General features: G+C 69.3%; 20 protein-coding genes. 10 read left to right on the top strand and 10 right to left on the bottom strand.

Features of this window, described 5'->3' with window-relative positions; all coding sequences use genetic code 11:
* Positions 1 to 369 precede the first annotated feature (369 nt).
* On the top strand, positions 370 to 1,971 hold the full coding sequence (locus tag IPJ59_RS29195) for a tetratricopeptide repeat protein (RefSeq protein WP_293274209.1): 1,602 nt from the start codon (positions 370 to 372) through the stop codon (positions 1,969 to 1,971).
* Between the two features lie 16 nt (positions 1,972 to 1,987).
* Here IPJ59_RS29195 and IPJ59_RS29190 read toward each other — a convergent pair whose 3' ends face one another.
* Both IPJ59_RS29190 and IPJ59_RS29185 read right to left on the bottom strand, forming a co-directional pair.
* Positions 1,988 to 2,872: a tetratricopeptide repeat protein gene (locus IPJ59_RS29190; RefSeq protein WP_293246128.1), complete on the bottom strand. Its 885-nt coding sequence runs from the start codon at positions 2,870 to 2,872 to the stop codon at positions 1,988 to 1,990.
* 262 nt (positions 2,873 to 3,134) lie between these two features.
* Positions 3,135 to 4,820, bottom strand: a complete 1,686-nt coding sequence (locus IPJ59_RS29185; RefSeq protein ID WP_293274208.1) for a serine/threonine-protein kinase — start codon at positions 4,818 to 4,820, stop codon at positions 3,135 to 3,137.
* A 76-nt stretch (positions 4,821 to 4,896) separates the two neighbouring features.
* Between IPJ59_RS29185 and IPJ59_RS29180 the strand changes: the two genes are divergently transcribed.
* Complete coding sequence (locus IPJ59_RS29180) at positions 4,897 to 5,085, top strand: hypothetical protein (RefSeq protein ID WP_293246123.1); 189 nt, start codon at positions 4,897 to 4,899, stop codon at positions 5,083 to 5,085.
* 200 nt (positions 5,086 to 5,285) lie between these two features.
* Positions 5,286 to 5,993, top strand: a complete 708-nt coding sequence (locus tag IPJ59_RS29175) for a PP2C family serine/threonine-protein phosphatase (RefSeq protein WP_293274207.1) — start codon at positions 5,286 to 5,288, stop codon at positions 5,991 to 5,993.
* Between the two features lie 87 nt (positions 5,994 to 6,080).
* On the opposite strand, the gene IPJ59_RS29170 is transcribed toward IPJ59_RS29175, so the two are convergent.
* The 3 genes from IPJ59_RS29170 to IPJ59_RS29160 form a co-directional block, all read right to left on the bottom strand.
* A complete protein-coding gene (locus IPJ59_RS29170; protein WP_293274206.1) occupies positions 6,081 to 6,740 on the bottom strand; it encodes a hypothetical protein in 660 nt (219 codons plus the stop codon).
* 257 nt (positions 6,741 to 6,997) lie between these two features.
* On the bottom strand, positions 6,998 to 7,312 hold the full coding sequence (locus IPJ59_RS29165; RefSeq protein WP_293246117.1) for a hypothetical protein: 315 nt from the start codon (positions 7,310 to 7,312) through the stop codon (positions 6,998 to 7,000).
* Positions 7,313 to 7,348: 36 nt separating this feature from the next.
* Positions 7,349 to 8,032, bottom strand: a complete 684-nt coding sequence (locus IPJ59_RS29160) for a hypothetical protein (RefSeq protein WP_293274205.1) — start codon at positions 8,030 to 8,032, stop codon at positions 7,349 to 7,351.
* A 143-nt stretch (positions 8,033 to 8,175) separates the two neighbouring features.
* On the opposite strand from IPJ59_RS29160, the gene IPJ59_RS29155 reads away from it, so the two are divergent.
* Together IPJ59_RS29155 and IPJ59_RS29150 are read left to right on the top strand one after the other, a co-directional pair.
* Positions 8,176 to 8,328: a hypothetical protein gene (locus tag IPJ59_RS29155; protein ID WP_293274204.1), complete on the top strand. Its 153-nt coding sequence runs from the start codon at positions 8,176 to 8,178 to the stop codon at positions 8,326 to 8,328.
* A gap of 325 nt (positions 8,329 to 8,653) precedes the next feature.
* Complete coding sequence (locus IPJ59_RS29150) at positions 8,654 to 9,676, top strand: fibrinogen-like YCDxxxxGGGW domain-containing protein (RefSeq protein ID WP_293274203.1); 1,023 nt, start codon at positions 8,654 to 8,656, stop codon at positions 9,674 to 9,676.
* A 12-nt stretch (positions 9,677 to 9,688) separates the two neighbouring features.
* Here the strand turns inward: IPJ59_RS29150 and IPJ59_RS29145 are convergent, their stop codons facing one another.
* The 3 genes from IPJ59_RS29145 to IPJ59_RS29135 all read right to left on the bottom strand — a co-directional run bounded on the left by IPJ59_RS29145 (position 9,689) and on the right by IPJ59_RS29135 (position 11,771).
* On the bottom strand, positions 9,689 to 10,438 hold the full coding sequence (locus tag IPJ59_RS29145; RefSeq protein ID WP_293274202.1) for a hypothetical protein: 750 nt from the start codon (positions 10,436 to 10,438) through the stop codon (positions 9,689 to 9,691).
* A gap of 147 nt (positions 10,439 to 10,585) precedes the next feature.
* A complete protein-coding gene (locus tag IPJ59_RS29140; RefSeq protein WP_293274201.1) occupies positions 10,586 to 11,395 on the bottom strand; it encodes a serine/threonine-protein kinase in 810 nt (269 codons plus the stop codon).
* Positions 11,396 to 11,507: 112 nt separating this feature from the next.
* Positions 11,508 to 11,771 (bottom strand): hypothetical protein, encoded by a 264-nt coding sequence (locus tag IPJ59_RS29135; protein ID WP_293274200.1) that lies wholly within the window; start codon positions 11,769 to 11,771, stop codon positions 11,508 to 11,510.
* A gap of 165 nt (positions 11,772 to 11,936) precedes the next feature.
* On the opposite strand from IPJ59_RS29135, the gene IPJ59_RS29130 reads away from it, so the two are divergent.
* Positions 11,937 to 12,212: a hypothetical protein gene (locus IPJ59_RS29130; RefSeq protein ID WP_293246099.1), complete on the top strand. Its 276-nt coding sequence runs from the start codon at positions 11,937 to 11,939 to the stop codon at positions 12,210 to 12,212.
* Positions 12,213 to 12,255: 43 nt separating this feature from the next.
* On the opposite strand, the gene IPJ59_RS29125 is transcribed toward IPJ59_RS29130, so the two are convergent.
* A complete protein-coding gene (locus IPJ59_RS29125) occupies positions 12,256 to 13,080 on the bottom strand; it encodes a hypothetical protein (RefSeq protein WP_293274199.1) in 825 nt (274 codons plus the stop codon).
* A 258-nt stretch (positions 13,081 to 13,338) separates the two neighbouring features.
* Between IPJ59_RS29125 and IPJ59_RS29120 the strand changes: the two genes are divergently transcribed.
* Positions 13,339 to 14,394, top strand: coding sequence for a ferritin-like domain-containing protein (locus IPJ59_RS29120; RefSeq protein ID WP_293246095.1), 1,056 nt, complete (start codon positions 13,339 to 13,341; stop codon positions 14,392 to 14,394).
* Positions 14,395 to 14,441: 47 nt separating this feature from the next.
* Here the strand turns inward: IPJ59_RS29120 and IPJ59_RS29115 are convergent, their stop codons facing one another.
* Positions 14,442 to 14,921 (bottom strand): hypothetical protein, encoded by a 480-nt coding sequence (locus IPJ59_RS29115; protein WP_293246094.1) that lies wholly within the window; start codon positions 14,919 to 14,921, stop codon positions 14,442 to 14,444.
* Between the two features lie 85 nt (positions 14,922 to 15,006).
* On the opposite strand from IPJ59_RS29115, the gene IPJ59_RS29110 reads away from it, so the two are divergent.
* From IPJ59_RS29110 to IPJ59_RS29100, 3 genes are read left to right on the top strand one after another with little or no spacing between them, the layout of a single operon-like run.
* A complete protein-coding gene (locus IPJ59_RS29110) occupies positions 15,007 to 15,873 on the top strand; it encodes a LysR family transcriptional regulator (protein ID WP_293274198.1) in 867 nt (288 codons plus the stop codon).
* 42 nt (positions 15,874 to 15,915) lie between these two features.
* On the top strand, positions 15,916 to 16,323 hold the full coding sequence (locus IPJ59_RS29105) for a thioredoxin family protein (RefSeq protein ID WP_293274197.1): 408 nt from the start codon (positions 15,916 to 15,918) through the stop codon (positions 16,321 to 16,323).
* A 50-nt stretch (positions 16,324 to 16,373) separates the two neighbouring features.
* On the top strand, positions 16,374 to 17,423 hold the full coding sequence (locus tag IPJ59_RS29100; RefSeq protein WP_293274196.1) for a ribonuclease D: 1,050 nt from the start codon (positions 16,374 to 16,376) through the stop codon (positions 17,421 to 17,423).
* The last annotated feature ends 3 nt before the right edge of the window (positions 17,424 to 17,426 follow it).

Genomic DNA, 17,426 nt, shown 5'->3' with positions numbered 1-17,426 from the left:
GCTCCTGTCGTGACCCGAGGCCTCCTCGCAATTCTGGGCGTCCTCGTCGTCGGCGCGTGCCATGCCGCTGCCCCTCCACTGAACACCCCGGACGCGCCGGCGACCCTCCCAGACCTGACGCGGCCCGTCGCCTCGCCACCCAATGCGAACGCTCCAACGAAGGGCTCTGAACTGCAGGCGGTCGTAGCGGCGCGAGCCCGGATCGAGGTAGCGCGGCCTGCCCCTGAGCAGAGACCGCGATGGGACCACCACACCCACGGCTGCATCACCGATGGGAAGACCCCGTGTCGGTCTTCTCCGTCTCCCTTGCTCCGACGCAGCCCAACCGCCGAGGAGGCCGCCCTGCTGCGGGCATATGATGACTATCTGGTGAGCTGTCGGGCCGCGGCGGTCCAGCCGGACGCGGAGATCCTCGTGGAATGGTCTGACCTCAACCTCTCGCTGGGAGATATTCAGCACCTCTTCACCACGGAACTCCACATGCTGGCGTCGGAGCGCTACGATCCAGCGCACAGTGCCCGGGCCGCGCTCTTGCTATTGCACGGGCTCTACGCTGGCGCCGGAGACCGCGAATCCTCGCTGTCATTGAGCGCCAGGCCGCTTCTGTCCGTGGTCATCGAAGACATCGTCGAGCGCCCCCTGTGGACCGAGAATTCTCCGGAAGCTGAGGAGATACGTCGGGTCCTTCCACAATTGCGGATCTGGGTGTACCGCCAGAGCCGCGCGACCGTCTGCGACAAGCATATCGATTGTATCTACTCGGAGGCGCTGGCCAAAATGCTCGGGGCGGAGCACCCCGAGACCCCCCAATTCATGCTAGAGGGTGCGTTGGGGCGGCGAGCCCGAGGGGAGGTCGATCGTGCGCTCGAGCTACTCTCACAACACCTCGCGTTGTACCCGAAACATGCGACGGCTCAGGACGTGCGCTTGGCGCTGGCCGAGACCCACGAGGGCATCCTCGATCTAGAGAGCGCCCGCGATGACTATGCGCAGTTCGTCGAACACGGGCGTGGTGATCCGCGGCTTCCGGGTGCACGCGGTCGTTGGGTGACCCTGGCCTTCGTCACGAAGAAGCTCCCCGAGGCCACCATCGAGGCACTCCTCGATGGTGACGCCGGAGCCAGGGAACTCGCCATCGCGGTCCGTTTTCGTGCGCTCTCGGCGAGCGATGCGACACTTGCCAATACCATGCAGTTCATCCATCGCTTCGGCCCGTCGGGCGGCAACCTGCGCCTCGGCCTGGCCCACCTGATCGCTGCTCGCATGTCCCTCCTGGAATCGTGCCCGACCCGGGGCGACAACCTGTGCGTCGAGCTCGTGCCCGGCCAGATGCTTGGCCGCGTTCTGCCACGTGAATCGCGTTCGCTGGTGCGCGCGCGCGCGCACCTGGGCACCGCCGAGACGCTGCTCAAGGCCGCCGCACCGCCGTCCGCCCAGTTTGGACCGCCGCTGGACATCGAAGCGGTCGAGCTGGCGCATGCTCGCCTGGAGCTGGCCTTCCTCAAGGGGGACCTCGGGGCCGAGTCCGCGCTGGCGAAGCGGCCACCGGTGTCCTTCGAGGCCACGCGTACCCGCGAATGGCTCGCCCGTCGTAGCTCGGAGGTTGAATCGATGACGGCCACCTACGACGGCGCGCTCGCGGCTGTCCCCACCGAGCTCCACGACCGATACATCGCCCGATCCTCGGCCCGGAAGGCCCAGGTGTACGAAGCCGACACATCGCTGCTCGAGACCGTCTTGCTTGCATTCCGGGCCGGCGACACCGATTCATCGCTAGTGATATCATTGCGCGACCTGGCGTCTTCGCGCCGGCGCCAGGCATTCGAGGACTATCGGCGCTGCCTCAAGGCGATTGCAGCGTGGGGTCGTGACGCCGATCAGATTGGTGACCTCTGCCGCGCCGGGGTCGGACGGCTGACACGGCGCCAGGATGACCTCATGGAATATACGAAGATCCCGATCCCCGGCTGATAAGCGAGTATTTGAGCTACGGAAACTCGCCCTTCAGCTCATGGAGCATTTGCCGGCAGCGTAGTGCGCGAACCTCGTCGGCGTCGGGGCGCGCGATGAATTCCTGCAGCAGTTCGCGCGCCTCGCCACGCAGCAGCGGGTCGGCGCTGCTCGCAAGCACCACGCCAAGATTATAGAGGATCTCCTTGGGCAGCGCGCCGTTCTCCGGCGCAGCCCACTGATGAAAAGCAGTGATCGCCTCCCGATATGCCTTTTCAGCACCCGGGCCGTCGCGCATGCGTGCACGCGTCACCCCGAGCCCCATCTGCGCCGCGAGACGATGATAGCTGCGCGGGGCATTCGTGGCCGCTGAAAACAGCTCGGCGGCCACAATGACGTTGCCAGCGTCGAGCTCGAGCCCGGCCCAGCGCAGCCGGCCCTCCGCCTGATGGGGATCGATCTCCAGTGCCCGAGCGAACAGCCGGCGGCTTTCGCTGGGTCGGTCGGACGCGAGCGCGACCTCGGCACAGCGGGCCAGCACTTCGGCCCGCCCGACCACTTCCTGATCGCCCCTCTCGAGCCAGGACAGGCGCTCCTGGCAGGTCTGCCACGCCAGCCCGAGCATGAGTGGCTCGAGTTTCGCGGCGTGGAGGAAGTAGCGCAAGCCCAGCACGAGCGCGTATGGGTTCTGGGGTTGACGTGCGAGCAACATCTGGAACGAGCGACGGACCACGTCAGCATGCCGAGCCTCGCCGGTCCGCATCCAGTGGTGCAGCGCCAGCACGCCCTCGACGATCAACCGTGTCGGTCGCTGCGCGTCGAGCTCGGCAACGCTGGCCAGCGCCGCGTCGCTCCGCCCAAACATCGCGGACGCTTCCGCGAAATCGTATGCAGCGGCGCGCTCGTCCGAGACACGACGCACCAGCAGTCGCTCATAGCCACGGAGCGCGGCGTCGACATCGTTCTGCGCGAACCATTGGTCGACACAATGGAATGCCCTGGACCGATTGACTGGAGTCCAATGGCGTTTACATGGCTCGTCCAAACGGGCGGTGACGGCAGGAGTTGGGTCCGAGTCCGATTGCGCCCGACTGCCTGCCGCCGCCGGCGCGTGTAGAGGTTTCTTCGTACACCCGTCAGCGATGCCCAGAAGCAACGCGATCCACAGGCCGCTCTGCAGCCGCTTAGCGGACCCCATGGCACGACCTCCGTCCATTGCCTGGACCGGCCCACGCGTCGGCGTCGAATTCACACTTCGCTTGCGTAGCGAGGCAGCGTCGCTCCCCCATGTTCTTGTTTTGGTAGCACCATTTGCGATATATCGGGCGCCGGGCCACCTCCGCGGCCGCGGAGGCGCGCCCGAGCGCTCCGACGGCGCCCTCGGCAAGAGCATATGCCGTCCCGGTCTCATGAAAGAAGGCGATGAGTTCGGCCGCAGACTGAATGCTCGAAGCGCGAGCATCGCGGTCGTCGTCGCCGAGATACAGGAGCATCCACGTGCGGCCGTCTGGCGCGGTGAATGGCCCCCTGGAGTCAGCCGCTTCGCCAGGCTTCAGATCGACGCTGGTGATGATTGCCTGCAACATCTGGATCCATGCATCGGGGGCCTCACCGCGGATCCGCAGGCTCACGCCATCCTCGGCCAGCGTCACGGACGGAGGCAGGGTGCGCCGGAGCAGCGATGGGAGCCCTGCGTGGACGGCTCCCGTGGGTAGAGCAAGGACAATCTCACGAAGCGTCGGACCCGGCGGAGTCGCCGCTCCTGGCGCGGACACAGGCGCTCGGTCGGCCCGCGCCGCCGCGGACGCGAGCCAGAACGACCCCGGTGCGGACAGCATGGACACACTGGTAGCGACGACGGCGAGCCCGAACAGGCCAGCGGTTGCCTTGATCGCTACATCGGTCCGGGCTACGGGGCGAACCTCGGCTCGGTACAGGGCCTCGCGCAATTGCGCGAGTAGCGCATCCATCGTCGGGTGCCGATCTCGCGGCGCGGTGCCGAGGCCGCGACGGAGTAACGCATAGACCTCGTCGTCGAGTGCCGCGGTCGGGCGGGCAACGATATTGCCGTCCAGCACGTTGAGCATCAGCGCCTCGCGGGTCGCCCCCACAAACGGCCGCATTCCATATAAACACTCATGGGCCGTCACGCAAAAGCTAAATTGATCGGTGCGTGGATCCGCCGGGATCCCCGAAAATTGCTCGGGGGCCATGTACGCAAGAGTCCCCACCATCGCGCCTGTCCGGGTGATCGTCGACGAGACCGGCGCGTCGTCGGGCGCGGTGTGAATGGCGGTCTCGACCCCGACCTCGGGTGCCTCCCGTGCCAGCCCGAAGTCGAGGACGCGCACACGCCCGGATCGCTCGACCATCACATTCTCGGGCTTGAAGTCGCGGTGCACAAGCCCCACCGCGTGGGCCGCCGCGAGACCCTCACCGGCGGCGAGCAAACAGCGCAGGACCCCCTGCCAGGACCGTTGGCCCTCGCCCAGCCAGTCCCTCAGCGTGCAGCCATCGACGAGCTCCATGGCGATGAATACACGACCGTCGATCTCCCCCGCATCGTGCACCGTGACAACGTTGGGGTGACGGACCTTCGCCGCGGCCTTGGCCTCCCGCAGCAGCCGTGCGCGCCCAGCCGAGTCTTTATGGCCAACGACCAAGAGCTTCAACGCGATCTCACGATCGAGCTGGGGATCGTGAGCACGATAGACGATACCCATGCCGCCACGGCCAAGGAATGCTATCACCTGATAACGAGCGACGCGATCTCCGGGACGGATCGGCGCCGCATCCTCGGACGTCGACGACGAGGCGTCCAGCGTCGCCGCGTTCACCAGAGAACCCAACCGCCGGGTATCACGCGGCATGACGCTTGGATCACGGTCTGTGGCTACGGTCACGGCGCTTCGTAGGACGCGTCATCGTACCGGAGAACCGCAGCGCATGAAAGACGGGCACGCGTGTCAGCTCGGCGGCGCGGATGAGCGCCATGCCCTGGTCGCGGAGCCGGGCGGGGGCGTGGCAACCCACAGCGCGGGCATTCAGCGACTCGCAGCGGATCGGGTGCCCCGCGAGGCGGAGGCGCTGCGCGTGTGGACGCGGGCCCGCGCGGCGGCGCTGGGCCGCGAGTGACCGGGACCGGCCAGCGCCCTCGGCGTCGAGGCCGCGGTGGCGCGCCAAGGTGTACGCGTGACGAGTCGCTCCCGCGGGCTCGTTGATGGCCGAGGTCGCTCCCTCCGGTGGATGCACCACCAGGACGTCCCCCCGGTAACGCCAGCACCGTCGACTCCACCAGCCCCACCACCGCGCTCATGAGATATCGTCCTTGCCGCATGCTCTCCTTCGTCGTAGCGCTACCGGGGTCCGAGCCGACGCAACCCGTCGCTGCCGAGACCGTCAGAGATGTCGCCGTCGCCGCGATCGCCTTCGCAGCGCGCTCCAGTTCAGGCATGGAGGGAGCAGCGCCGGCCGTGGCCGGCGCCCGCGACTCGCTCGTCGCCGCCGCGCGGGCCGGCGAGACCGACTGGCCCGCCGCGCTCTTGCGGGCGTTCGTCGCTGCCTCGCAGCGCATCGACACCATGCCCGCGCGCCGCTACCAGCAAGGAGGCTACTCCCCCGAAGTGTCGCTGACGTGTGCCGTCGTCACCGACGACCGCGTGGTCGTCGCCTGGACCGGCGGCATGGTCGCCTGCCTGTTCCACGACCAGCGGATCATCCGCGAGTCCGCGCCGCACACCATGCGAAACCTGCTGCTGATCGAACGCAAGGCCCCGCCCGAGCGGCTTGCGAAGCTCTCGGAGGGCGCCTTGGGCCTGATCACCCGCACGGTCGGCCCCACACACTTTCCTGACCAGCAGCCCGACATCGAGATCTGGCCCGCGCTCGAGCACGATCACAAGCTCGTGCTCGCCCACCCCGACACCATCGAAGCGCTCCGGCGTGTCGTTCCGTCGCACCTCGGCGGGCGCTCCTGGCTCGAGGTGGCGCTGGCGAGTTGCCCCGCGGCCCATCGCCGCTTCGGCGCGATGATCACGCGCTGACGCCCGAGCCTCGCACTTCCCCCGGGGGTCGTACGCGGATCGCCGACACCCGCCGCAATGGCGTCGCGGTCGCCACCACCGTTGCGCCTATCGGGCCGCGAGGCGGCCCGGAGCCGCTTCCAGGGGACGAATCACCGCACCCACCAGCGCTTTCAAGGCGTCGAACACACCTTCCCCGCGGACGGCCGAGATGGTGAAGCTGGACCAGCGCCGGCCCGGGTTGAGGTCCCGCTCCAGATCGGCGAGGTCGCACAGCCCGTCGGTGTCCCGCCGGTTGTAGCAGAACACTCGCGGAATCTCGCGCTGGTAGGCGACACCCTCCGCCAATAGCTCCTCGAGCATTTGCAGCGCCTCCAAATTAGAATTCGCCCCGATGGGGTCGGCATGGGCGACGAACATCACGCCGTCGGCACCAACGAGACTGAACCGTCGCGTCGGCTCGATCCAGCATGCCCCGGGATTGGTGTGAAGGTCGAGCTTCACCCGGAGGCCGGCGAGCGGCGCCAGCGTTGCGGGGGTAAGCTCGAACCACACCTGACGTCCGCGAAGCGTTGGGCGCCGTTCTTGGTATTCCTCCCAGGAAAAGACTCCGAGTTCGTCCGCTGGAACGAGGTCTTGCAACGCCGTCTTGTACTCCGGGCGCGTCCGGTTCCAGATGTACTGCAGGCAGGTCTTCTTCCCGACCAGGCCAGGACCGAAGTAGGTCGGCTTGAAGTGGATCTCACCGCGTTCTCGGTCGATGCGCACGAGCCCATCGGAATCCACCTCGTCACCGCTGTCAACCCATGGCGCCCCTGGGGCAACCTATGTCGAGGCAGCAATCAGAGTCCGGCCCTAGGATCTCTCCTGCGAGCCGTGTTCGCGGATGCGTCGGACGAGGGCGCGTTCGCAAGCGGCCATCGACCCGGTCCATCGCGAGCGGACGCGGGCGGGCGGGTGCTGTGGGCGATGAGCCGGCAAGCTGTGCCTCGAAGCGGTGGACGGGCTGTCGCTGGTCGTGACTGTCACCGCTCAACGTCGGCGGCGGGGCCGAGGAGACGTCGCTGCCGCATGCGTCGACGGAGGAAGCGCTCGAGCAGACCGACGAATAGGAACGGGCCGAGCCCGCCGAGCAAGCCACTCGCCCAAAGTGGCGTCGAGCCGGTCACGAAGATGTCGAGCGCGAAGAGCCAGAAGAAGAGGAAGACCACGGTCGGAATCCTGGCGATTTTCCAGACGTCAGGTCGTTTCCAGAATGCGCTCGTGGGGACGATGCCCCAGCGTTGAGGCATATCGAGTCGAGCAGGTGCGTCCGTGGGGCGAGGTGCCAGGGTCGACATGATCAAGCCGAGTGTAGCGTGTCCGTCGCACGCGTGTCAGGAGATGGGACAGTCTGGTTTGCACTCCTTTTTGCAGTCGATACCGTCGTTGATCGCGTCAACTCCGGTCGCCGCACCGATCCCACACGCTGCGCAGAAAATGCCAAATCCACCAGCACAGCAGGCCATTCCGGCGAGCACCAGAAGCGACTTTAGACCCCACTTTGTGACACCGCATGCCGCGTTGCCCGCGAGAGGGTCCGACGGGAGCTGACCAAGGCGAGCCTCGATCTGAGTGATGAAATCCGGATCCGTCAGGATCGCCAGGTACGCCAGGCTAAGGTGGGGGGCGCTTTGGGACAACTCGGCCTCGAGTGTGGGTGACATCCAGAGCTGATGGTGATCAGTCCCGTAGACTTGACGAGCGGTCAAGTGCACGCGACCCCTTACGGAGAAGTGGGACTCGACGATGGCTTCGTCGCCCCGACTCCATAGATCGATCAGGAGTTCTCCGGGCGCATGTGAGCCCTTGAGCCGAAATTTCACTTTGATCGCCAGGTGGTTGGGCTCGGCCGCCATGTCGACTTTGAGAGCTTCGGGGCGAGCCGAGGCGATGCGGGCCCGCTCCGCCGAGGGCGCCGGTGTGGTCGTGGGAGACGTGGGTCGTGTTGTGGGCGCGGGGGAAGTCAACGCGGTTTGGAGGATGAGGATGGTGCTGAAGAGGACGGTGGAAGCGGCCATGATGTGGATTCGGCCGCACGGGGCCGCGTGTTGCAGATCAATTCAGAGTCCAAGACACTGAGCCGTCGCGCGCAGAAGGCGACCTTCGAGGGGTCGAGCGCTATCGCTGCGATCGGCCCCTCTCCGAAAACGCTGGGATCTCCGTGCCCCCCGTCGACCTGTTCGTCGCCGCGACGACCGGGCTCGGCCAGGCGCCGCTTGTCGTCTGGAGCCTCCGCGCTGGTGGTATCGCGTCGAACGCTTGGCAGAGCATCCGCGTGGCGCTCGAGAAGGCCGCCGCACCGCTGCCGAACTGACCCTTGCCGAGATCCACCCTCGCCGCGTCGATGCACTGAGCGAACTTCTCCGGAAGGCCGCCGGCCTGCCCTATCGGACAGGTCTTATGAGGCAGGTTGAGCGGCCATGCCCGCGTCCCGTCGGCGCCTCCCGGGGCATCGTGGGGAACGGGAGGTCCGGGGGCCATGGATCCAGTTTGGGCCACAGGGCCGCCGACCCTGGCCCGGTTTTCTGGCAGCGCATGGGATTTTGCGCGACGACGCGATCCCCCTCCGCGGGTTCAATTTGGTTCGAGTCTGGTTCGTTTTTCCCGATCAGCGGATCAAAGTGCCGTAACCGCCGGAATTGGGCCCGTTTGCGGGCGACGTAGACGACGGCAACGACGTCGACAGCGACGCGTGCCTGTCGACCTGCGAGGCGGCCAGCTGCGGCGACGGCTTCGTGCAGGCCGACGTCGAGGAGTGCGACGACGCCAACATGATCGAGACCGACGCGTGCCGCTCCACCTGCAAGCACGCGAGCTGCGGCGACGGCGTGGTCGAGGCGGGCGTCGAGGCCTGCGACGACGGCAATCAGGACAACCTCGACACCTGCTCGAAGGCGTGCGAGGAGCTGGTCCCCGCACCGAGCTGCAAGGCGATCCTCGCGCTGGTGCCGGCGGCGACCAGCAAGGTCTATACGATCGACCCCGACGGCGCCGGCGGCGTGGACCCGTTCAAGGCGTTCTGCGACATGCAGACGGACGGCGGCGGCTGGACGCTGGTCCTGAACCGCAACGTGAACTCCGACAACACCGGGCAGCCCGACATCCAGGCGACCAACGGCGCCTTTGACAACACCCGCGCGAGCAACTGGAACTTCGACATCGATCTGTTCTGGGCCGGGACGACCCAGGTAGTCTTCGCCAACAAGCAGAACGACGATTGCAGCAATTGCGGGATCTCCAGCTATCATTCGGCGATCCGCGTCGAGAAGCCGGTCGGGCAGACCTACAAGAACGATTGCCCGGGCCTGGCCCAGGCGGTCAATGTCCAGAAGCTGGTCGGGCCCAACGCCGGAGCCTCGAGCATGGCATACCAGTGCGGCACGAGCCTCGGCTGGGGTAACTGCGGCGGCAAGGTCTGTCACTTCGGCACCCACCACAAAAGCACCGCGACCGACGCCGACTGGGGGCAAAACCTGTGGCAGGAGATGCACTTCCCATCGACCCGCTCGGTGTCGAAGAACGCCGGCGACTACATGGTCGAGCCCTCTGCCTATTGCCGCAGCTACGGCGGCGGGCTGGCCGCCAACCTCAACGAATCCTCGACCTGCTGCCTGTCCAAGCAGAAGAACGCGAAGGCTCGCTGGACCCTGTGGGTCCGCTAAAGCGTCCTCGACTCAACCGTGCCCCCTCGACTGCGCAACGACCAGGGGCAGCCCCGCCGGCGCACGCACGGTGACCTCACCGGGCGCGCTCGCCTCGAAGCGCAGCGGGCCGACCACGACCGAACTACCGACGTCGCGGGTGTCGAGCAAGTCCGCACGAAGCTCGCTGCCGTCGGCAAACGGCACGCCGAATAGGCCATATGTGAACACCACAGAAAACCCGTCGACCGCGGAGATCCCCGCGTGAGCGGCCGGATCGAGGCCCGCGATCGCCAGCATATCGCTCGCGTCCGCACCGAGTCCGCCCGGGCCGCCGGGCCACAGCTCACGCACGACGGTGCCGGCGGCCGTGATCACCACGAGCTTCAGGACCGCCGAGAAGTCCCGCGCGGCGGATGTGGCGATCTGCTCGTTCCAGTAGGCGCTGGCCGAGCGCAGCGGCCCGCATTGCGGGCACATTCGCCGCAGTCCCTCCCGCTCGTCGATGGACGGCTCGCCGACCAGCGAGCGCCACGGGTGAGGGCACGGCGCACCGTGGACATCCACGAGCTCGGGTCGCAGCGACCAGCCGAGCGGCGCGGGCCACTCGCCCAGTCGGGCCGCGAAGGCAAGCGCGAGCGTGTCCCGATCGCCGACGCTCGCAAGCAGGCGAAGCGCCATATGCCGGCCCCACGATGACCCCCCAGGCGTCGACGCATATGCACGCACGATCGCCAGCGCCTCCGGGCAGACCGCGAGCAGCAGCTCGGAGAATATCGGCACTGCGCGCTCCCCCGCGAGCGCGCCCAGCACGTGCCGCCGCACCGCGCTGCACACCGCGGACGCCAGCTCGCCCACGCCGGGCCCTGGGGCGCAAGCGACATGTTCGGCGAGCGCAGCAAAATCGCCGCGCTCCAGCCCCGCCTGCACTCACTCCGGCGCCGGACGCCGCGCCGCCAGCAGCCCGACGAGCCGCGCCGCCAGCGTGGTCGCGGTCAGCGGGAAGCCCAGCGACGGGTCGCAGGCGAGGCCGACCACCTCGTCGAGCCAGGCGAACGCCGGCCCGCACGCCGACGGCGGGCGATACTCGTGGCGCCTGGGCCCACGCACATACGCCGGCTCGCCCGTCACGAGCAGCGCCAGCATGGAGCCGAGCGCGAACACATCGCCGACCGGCAGCGGGCTCGGCACCTCCCCGCCGAGCAGGTCGCGGACGCCGTACCACAGGCCCTCGCGGTCGCAGCCCACGTTGCCGAGCCCGCGTCGGCCATTCGTCCAGTGCTCAAGCACCGGTCGACCGTTGGCGCCGACCCGCACGCCGTGGTCCAGCATCATGCCCCCGTGGACCACGCCCGCGGCGTGTGCGAGCCGACAGACATCCGCGAGGCGCTCGACGATGCGGAGCGCCAGCGCCGGCGGGAGACCTGCGCCGCGCATGCGATGGCCCTGGAGATAGCGAAGGCCCGAGATGCCCGCGCTGCGCTCACACAGGAGGTGATGGATCGGCCCGTCCAAGCCGCTCTTCGCCGAGTACTGGTGGATCGTCCGGTCGCGGGCGATCCAGTCGTCAACATACCGCGGCAAGGCCTCGTGCTGGTGCTCGCGCAGGAACTTCACGACACGCGAGGTGTGCTCGGGGGCCTCCGGGAAGAAGTTGTCCTCCAGCAGGACGTCGTCGCGGTCGAGCAAGCAGTCGTGATCGATCGCCAGGGCAGCAGGCCCTCGCGCGGTCGACAGCATCCAGATCGGGCTCCTCCCGGGAGCCCGTGACAGCACCGTACCCGGCCCGCCAGGAAAGGACATACCGACACTCTAGTCGTTTCGCCGTCCGGCCAACAAGGGATTGGACCGCTCATGGGGCGATCGCGCAGAAGCCGAGGTCCTCGTAGCCGGGCAGGACGGGCATCATCGGGTCAAACCACGGCAGGCACTGCTGGTCGGGGTTCGGGCAGGGGCCATCCGGGAGCTGGCAGAAGGGCGTGCAGCAGCCATTTGCGTTGAGGTCGCAGGCGCTCGCGGTGGCCACGGGGTCAAAACAAAGGAGGCCGGGGTCGCAAGCGTCGGGGGTCTCGCAGGCATCGTTGAATTGGCCCCCGTCGCCCGAGGCGTCGGGCACACAATTGAAGCCCTCGCCACTCGGGATGCATAGTTCGTCCTCGGGGAAACAATCCCCGAGCAGCGGATCGCATTCGGGGAAACAAAGGGTGAGGATGCTCTCACCCCCGATGGCGCAGGAGAAGCCCGCGGGCTCCCGTTGCCGACGTCGGGGATGGGGATGGGGATGAAGGAGGAGTCGACCGTCGTTCCGGTGCTGGCACTGGCGCCAGTGCTGGTGCTCGTTGTGCTGACGTCGCTGGTCGAGGTGGTGGTCGTCGGTGCGGTCACCGCGACGCCGGTGCTGGTGCTCGCGTCGGAGGTGGTCACGTCCTCGGGTGGGGCCGCGATCGGGCCGCAGGCGCCCAGGGCCGCGAGGGTGATCGGAAAAAATATGCGCATATTGGCGATTGGAAGATACCGCAAGATCCGACGTTTTGGAGGCCAGATGGATGTTCGATGATTGTCCGGGCCGACGTCCCGGCAGATCGCGACCACCGAGCGCCTCAGGGGTCGACCTCGAAGCAGTAGAGGTGGAGACTGGCCCCACAGGCCACGGCACACCCCGCGTCGGTCCAGCTCGCGTCGGCGTTCGCCAGGAAGCCCGCCGCACCCCCACCGCCCATCGTGGTGGTCCAGTCCCCGCAATTGGTGTCGGCGTTCGGCTCCCCGTTGGCCAGCGTGCCGGTCCAAACCGCCGACTCCTCGGTGCACGCCGGCATCAAGGGGAGCAGCTCGCCGGCCTCGCTGACGGCGATCGGCGCGAGCAGGCTCCCGCTCACCAGATCCGCCGCGCTCATGACCACGGTCTGGTTGTCGAGGCGGCGGATCGGCAGCGCCTGCTTGTGGGTCACGCGATCCTTCGCGCTGACCGTCGATGTACTGAGCCAGGCCCGGTACACGCCCGGCAGCCCCGCCGCGGCCGCGGCCGCGTGACAGACCTCATCGGCCTCGGTCAAGCCGCCGCTCAGGACCGACCCCTGCTTCGTCACGAACACGCGATACGCGACGCGCACGCACGACGCGGCGCAGAAGTCGTCGTCGACCTTGTTGCCGTCGTCGCACTGCTCGTTCACATCGACCGTGCCATCCCCGCAGCACATGCCCTCGCACCCCCCCGTGGACCCATCCGAGCTGGTCACCGGATCGACGGTCGTCGTCACCGTCATCCCCGTGGTGCCGCCGCTGCTCGCGTCGGCGTCGCTAGTCGGCGACGTCGTTCCGGTGCCGCCGGTCGCGTCGCCCGTGGCGCCTCCGCTGCCGCTCCCGGGGTCCACGAAGCAGGCGGCCGCGAGCCCACTGACGAGCGCGAGGACCAGGGACGATGTCACGCGCATGCGCCACCCTACACCGCCGATCCGCCGCGAGACAAGCGCGACCCGGCGAGCCATTTCACATGTCCCGAAGGACAGGCTACCCGCGCCCGGAAAATCCTCCCCAACTGCGACATCGAGTTCGCCATGCGCACCCGGGCCTGCGGGCCCGCACCAGGCGCCAGCGCGAAATCACGCGACCGCTGCTCCCCGGCGCCAGAGCTCTCCACGCCCGCCCCGCGAGCAGGTACCCTGGCGGTCGAACGCGAGACCCTCATGCACACCCATACCCTCCTGGCGATCCCACTGTCCGTCCTGTTCGCCTCGCTGCTCTCCGCCTGCCCGCTGTTCCCCGGCTGCGACAGCGACACCTTCGACTCCACCGAGACGGTCGACCTGACGCCGGACGAGTATGTGCAATGGCAACAGGGCATGATGCCCGGCGCCCCGACCACCAGCGCCGGCGGCTCGACCGGCGACGCGATGGGCACGAGCGGCGGCGAGGCCACCAGCTCCGGGAGCTCCGGCGGCACGACCGGCGAGAGCCTCACCCCCGACGAGGTCTGTGCCGCCGTGTGCATGCAGAGTTTCCCCGGCGCCAATCTGACGTCCTGCTCCGTCGAGGAGCTGGCCGACAAGGTGGTCGTCACCTGCAACCTCAGCCAGGCGTGCATCGGCGGCCGCGGCCACGCGTGCGTCCGCCCGCCACAGCCCGCCGCAGGGCCGGACCCCGCCGCGGTCTGGCTGGCCCGCTGCGCCCACGACGAGGCCGCGTCCGTGCACGCCTTCGCGGCGCTGGGCCGCGAGCTCGCGGCCCTCGGCGCGCCGGCGAAGCTGCTCGCGCGCATCGACTCGGCGACCCACGACGAGACCCGCCACGCCGAGCTCGTGTCGACCCTGGCCCGCAGCGCGGGGGCCGAGCCGACGCCGCCCGCGTGCGTCACCCTGCCGCCCCGGGACCTGCTGGCGATCGCGCTCGAGAACGCGGTCGAGGGCTGCGTCCACGAGACCTGGGCCGCGCTGTCGGCCGCCCATCAGGCGCGCCACGCCAGCGACCCGGCCGTGCGTGCCGTGTTCGCCGGCATCGCCGACGACGAGGCGCGCCACGCCGAGCTCGCGTGGGCGATCGACGCCTGGCTCCGCGAGCAGCTCGACGCGGCGGCCCAGGCCACGCTCACCGCGGCCCGGCGCTCGGCCGCCCGCGCGCTGATCGCCCGGCTCGGCGCCGCCGCGGATGCGCCCGAGCTGCTCGCGCTCGGGCTCCCCGCGGCCCGCGAGGCGGCGCGCCTGTCCGCCGCGCTCGGCCAGCAGCTGTGGTCCGCGGCGGCGTGAGGCTGCCCGCCCATTCACCAACGGGCCCGACCTCCGCCGCGTGACCCTCACGCCGCCGCCCAGGCCCGCACCGCCGCCCAGTCTGCAACCTCGATCGCCCACGCCGGCGCCGGCCGGTCCTGCTCGCCGAACAGCAGGCGCTGCGCGACGATCCCCTCGAGGTGCACGAGCACATCGACGCGGTCGTCGATCATCGCCGTCAGCCGGAGCTGGCGCGCGTGCAGGGCCTTGTCCGGGCGACGCAGGCAGAAGCGCAGGTGGCTCCGGTCCATCCCGGTGCGCGTCCAGAAGCGCTGGTGGTCGAGCCAGGCCCGCGTCTTGGCCTGCACGCCCGGCCCGCACTTCGATACCAGCCACGCCTGCCCCTGGCTGCGCTCGACCAGCTCCGCCACCCCCTCGATCGCCCCCGGCGCCGGCGGGGTGTGCAGCGCGTCCTCCAGCCGCTTCCCGAGGAAGCTGGTGTCCTCGCGCCCGTTCAGGACCGGCCCAATGATGACCCGCCCAATGTCAATTCCAATCCGATGCATGACTCTCTCCTCGTTTCTTTCGCCGCGAATGTGCACCGCCTGACTATTCATGGACACGATTACTTTTGGATGGTAGATTCAAAAAATGGATTCATCGGAGCTCCGCCTCGACTGGCTCCGCGCCTTCCTGGCCGTCATCGAGACCGGCGGCTTCACGGCCGCCGCCGCCCGCCTGCACCTGTCCCAGCCGGCCCTGCACACCCAGGTCAAGCAGCTGTCCGCCTGGGCCGGCCCGCTCTACCGCTTCGAGGGCCGCAAGCTCCAGCTGACCCCCCGCGGTGAGGCGGTCGAGCAGCTCGCGCGCGAGCTGCTCGCCACCCTCGACCGCTTCGTCGCGGGCGACGGCGGCGCGGCGCCGACGCCCGTCCTGAGCGCCGGCCGGGCGCTGCAGCTGTACCTCCTGGCCCAGGCGCTGCGCGGCTGGCGAGGCCGGCTGGCGCTGCGCACGGAGGACCGCGTCGCCACAGTCGCGGCGGTCCGCAGCGGCCGGGCCCACCTCGGGCTGACCTCGCTGCTCGAGGCCGACCCGGAGCTCGACGCCACCCTGGTGCTCAGCGTCGGTCAGGTCGCCGTGGTCCCGGACGACGACCCGCTCGCGCGCCGCAAGCAGATCCGCGTCCAGGCCCTCGCCGGTCGACCGCTGATCCTGCCGCCGCCAGAACGCAGCCACCGGGCCGCCCTCGCCGCGGCCCTCGGCGGCGAGCTGCAGGTCGCGGTCGAGGTCGAGGGCTGGGAGCTGATGACCCACTACGCCGCGCTGGGCCTCGGCCTCACCGTCGTCAACGCCTACGTGCCGACCCCGCGCGGCATGACAGCAGTGCCGATCGTCGACCTGCCGCAGCAGCGGATCTACCTCGTGCGCCGCCGCGGCGCCCCCCAGCCGCGCGAGGTCGCGGCCCTCGAGGCCCACCTCACCCGCCACCTGGCCCAGCGCCAGGCCCGAAGCAGCTGACCCGCGCCCCGATCCAGTGTATGCAGGGCCCCGGAGGACAACATGAGCACGACCGAGATCACCCAGGACAACGTCGAGACCATCCTCGGCAGCAACGATATGGTCGTGCTCGACTGCTGGGCCGCCTGGTGCGGCCCCTGCCGGTCCTTCGCGCCGACCTACGAGGCCGCCTCGGAGCGCCACCCCGCCGCCGTGTGGGGCAAGCTCGACACCGAGGCCCAGCCGGAGGTCGCCCAGGCCTTCGACATCCGCTCGATCCCCACGGTCATGGTGTTTCGCCAGGGCGTCCTGCTGTTTCGCCAGGCCGGCGCCCTGCCAGCGAGCGCCCTCGACGAGATCGTCGGCAAGGTCCAGGCCCTCGACATGGACGAGGTCCGCAAGCAGATCGCCGAGCACGAGCAAGCCCACGCCGAGGGCCGCTGCGATCACGACCACGACCACGACCACTGATTCGCCGCGACGCGGAGGAGCACGAGCCGATCGTGCTATCGTCCGCCCGCATGATCGTCGATGACGCCGAGATCGCTGCGCTCGTCGCAACGCTGCAGCGCTCCCCCTGGCTCGCCCTCGACACCGAGGCCGACAGCCTGCACGCGTACCCCGAGAAGCTGTGCCTGATCCAGATCAGCCACAGCGGCGGCGATGTGCTCGTCGATCCCCTGTCACCCGCCTCGCTCGCCCCCCTCCTCGCCCACCTCTCTGCCCGCGAGCTGATCCTCCACGGCGCCGACTTCGACCTCCGCCTGCTCCGCCGCACCCGCGGCTTCGTCGCCTCGCAGATCTTCGACACCGCGATCGCGGCCCAGCTGCTCGGTCGCCCGCGCCACGGACTGCGTGACCTGGTCCGCGAGCTCCTCGGCGTCGAACTCCAAAAAGGCTCCCAGCGCGCCGACTGGGCCCGACGCCCCCTCAGCCCGCAGATGCTCACATATGCCGTCGATGACACCCGCTACCTGAGCCCCCTGCGCGACCAGCTCGACGCCCAGCTGCACGCGCTCGGCCGGCAATCGTGGCATCGCGAAGCCTGCGCCCGCCTGGTCAAGACCTGCTCCGTCCCCTCCGCCGCCAACCCCGAGGCCTGGCGACTCAAGGGCAGCGCCCAGCTCGACCCCCGCGGCCTGGCGGCGCTGCGCGAGCTGTGGCGCTGGCGCGAGGCCCAGGCGCTCGAGCGGGACCGCCCGCCCTACTTCGTGCAGAGCCACGAGGTCCTGCTCGAGATCGCCGCCCGGGCCGCCCGCGGCGACCTGACCCTGCCCGCGGTCGTCAAACCACGCGACCGTCGCGGGCTCGAGGAGGCGCTGGCCCGGGCCCTCGCACTGCCAGACGAGGCGCTGCCCGTCCGCGAATCGTCGCCCCGCCCGCCACGCATCGCCCGCGAGCTCCAGCTGCGCATGGAGGCCGTGCGGGCCCGTCGCGACCAGCGCGCCGCCGACCTGGCGATCGACGCCTCGCTGATCGCCACCAAGTCCGAGATCGCCGCGCTCGCCGAGGACTGGCAGCGCGCCGCCGCGGCGATGATGCCCTGGCAGTCCGAGCTGCTCGCGCCCTGAACG

The sequence above is a fragment of the Nannocystis sp. genome (genome assembly GCF_016714285.1).
Classification (GTDB): domain Bacteria; phylum Myxococcota_A; class Polyangia; order Nannocystales; family Nannocystaceae; genus Nannocystis.
This window is presented reverse-complemented; position numbering and strand designations above follow the sequence as displayed.

Excerpts from the sequence above, each read along its gene's own strand:
- IPJ59_RS29185 (WP_293274208.1), bottom strand. The coding sequence starts at position 4,820 with ATGCCGCGTGATACCCGGCGGTTGGGTTCTCTGGTGAACGCGGCGACG.
- IPJ59_RS29120 (WP_293246095.1), top strand. The coding sequence starts at position 13,339 with ATGCACACCCATACCCTCCTGGCGATCCCACTGTCCGTCCTGTTCGCC.
- IPJ59_RS29105 (WP_293274197.1), top strand. The coding sequence starts at position 15,916 with ATGAGCACGACCGAGATCACCCAGGACAACGTCGAGACCATCCTCGGC.
- IPJ59_RS29160 (WP_293274205.1), bottom strand. The coding sequence starts at position 8,032 with ATGGCCGCTTCCACCGTCCTCTTCAGCACCATCCTCATCCTCCAAACC.
- IPJ59_RS29110 (WP_293274198.1), top strand. The coding sequence starts at position 15,007 with ATGGATTCATCGGAGCTCCGCCTCGACTGGCTCCGCGCCTTCCTGGCC.
- IPJ59_RS29180 (WP_293246123.1), top strand. The coding sequence starts at position 4,897 with ATGAAAGACGGGCACGCGTGTCAGCTCGGCGGCGCGGATGAGCGCCAT.
- IPJ59_RS29175 (WP_293274207.1), top strand. The coding sequence starts at position 5,286 with ATGCTCTCCTTCGTCGTAGCGCTACCGGGGTCCGAGCCGACGCAACCC.
- IPJ59_RS29115 (WP_293246094.1), bottom strand. The coding sequence starts at position 14,921 with ATGCATCGGATTGGAATTGACATTGGGCGGGTCATCATTGGGCCGGTC.
- IPJ59_RS29140 (WP_293274201.1), bottom strand. The coding sequence starts at position 11,395 with ATGCTGTCGACCGCGCGAGGGCCTGCTGCCCTGGCGATCGATCACGAC.
- IPJ59_RS29130 (WP_293246099.1), top strand. The coding sequence starts at position 11,937 with ATGAAGGAGGAGTCGACCGTCGTTCCGGTGCTGGCACTGGCGCCAGTG.
- IPJ59_RS29100 (WP_293274196.1), top strand. The coding sequence starts at position 16,374 with ATGATCGTCGATGACGCCGAGATCGCTGCGCTCGTCGCAACGCTGCAG.
- IPJ59_RS29165 (WP_293246117.1), bottom strand. The coding sequence starts at position 7,312 with ATGTCGACCCTGGCACCTCGCCCCACGGACGCACCTGCTCGACTCGAT.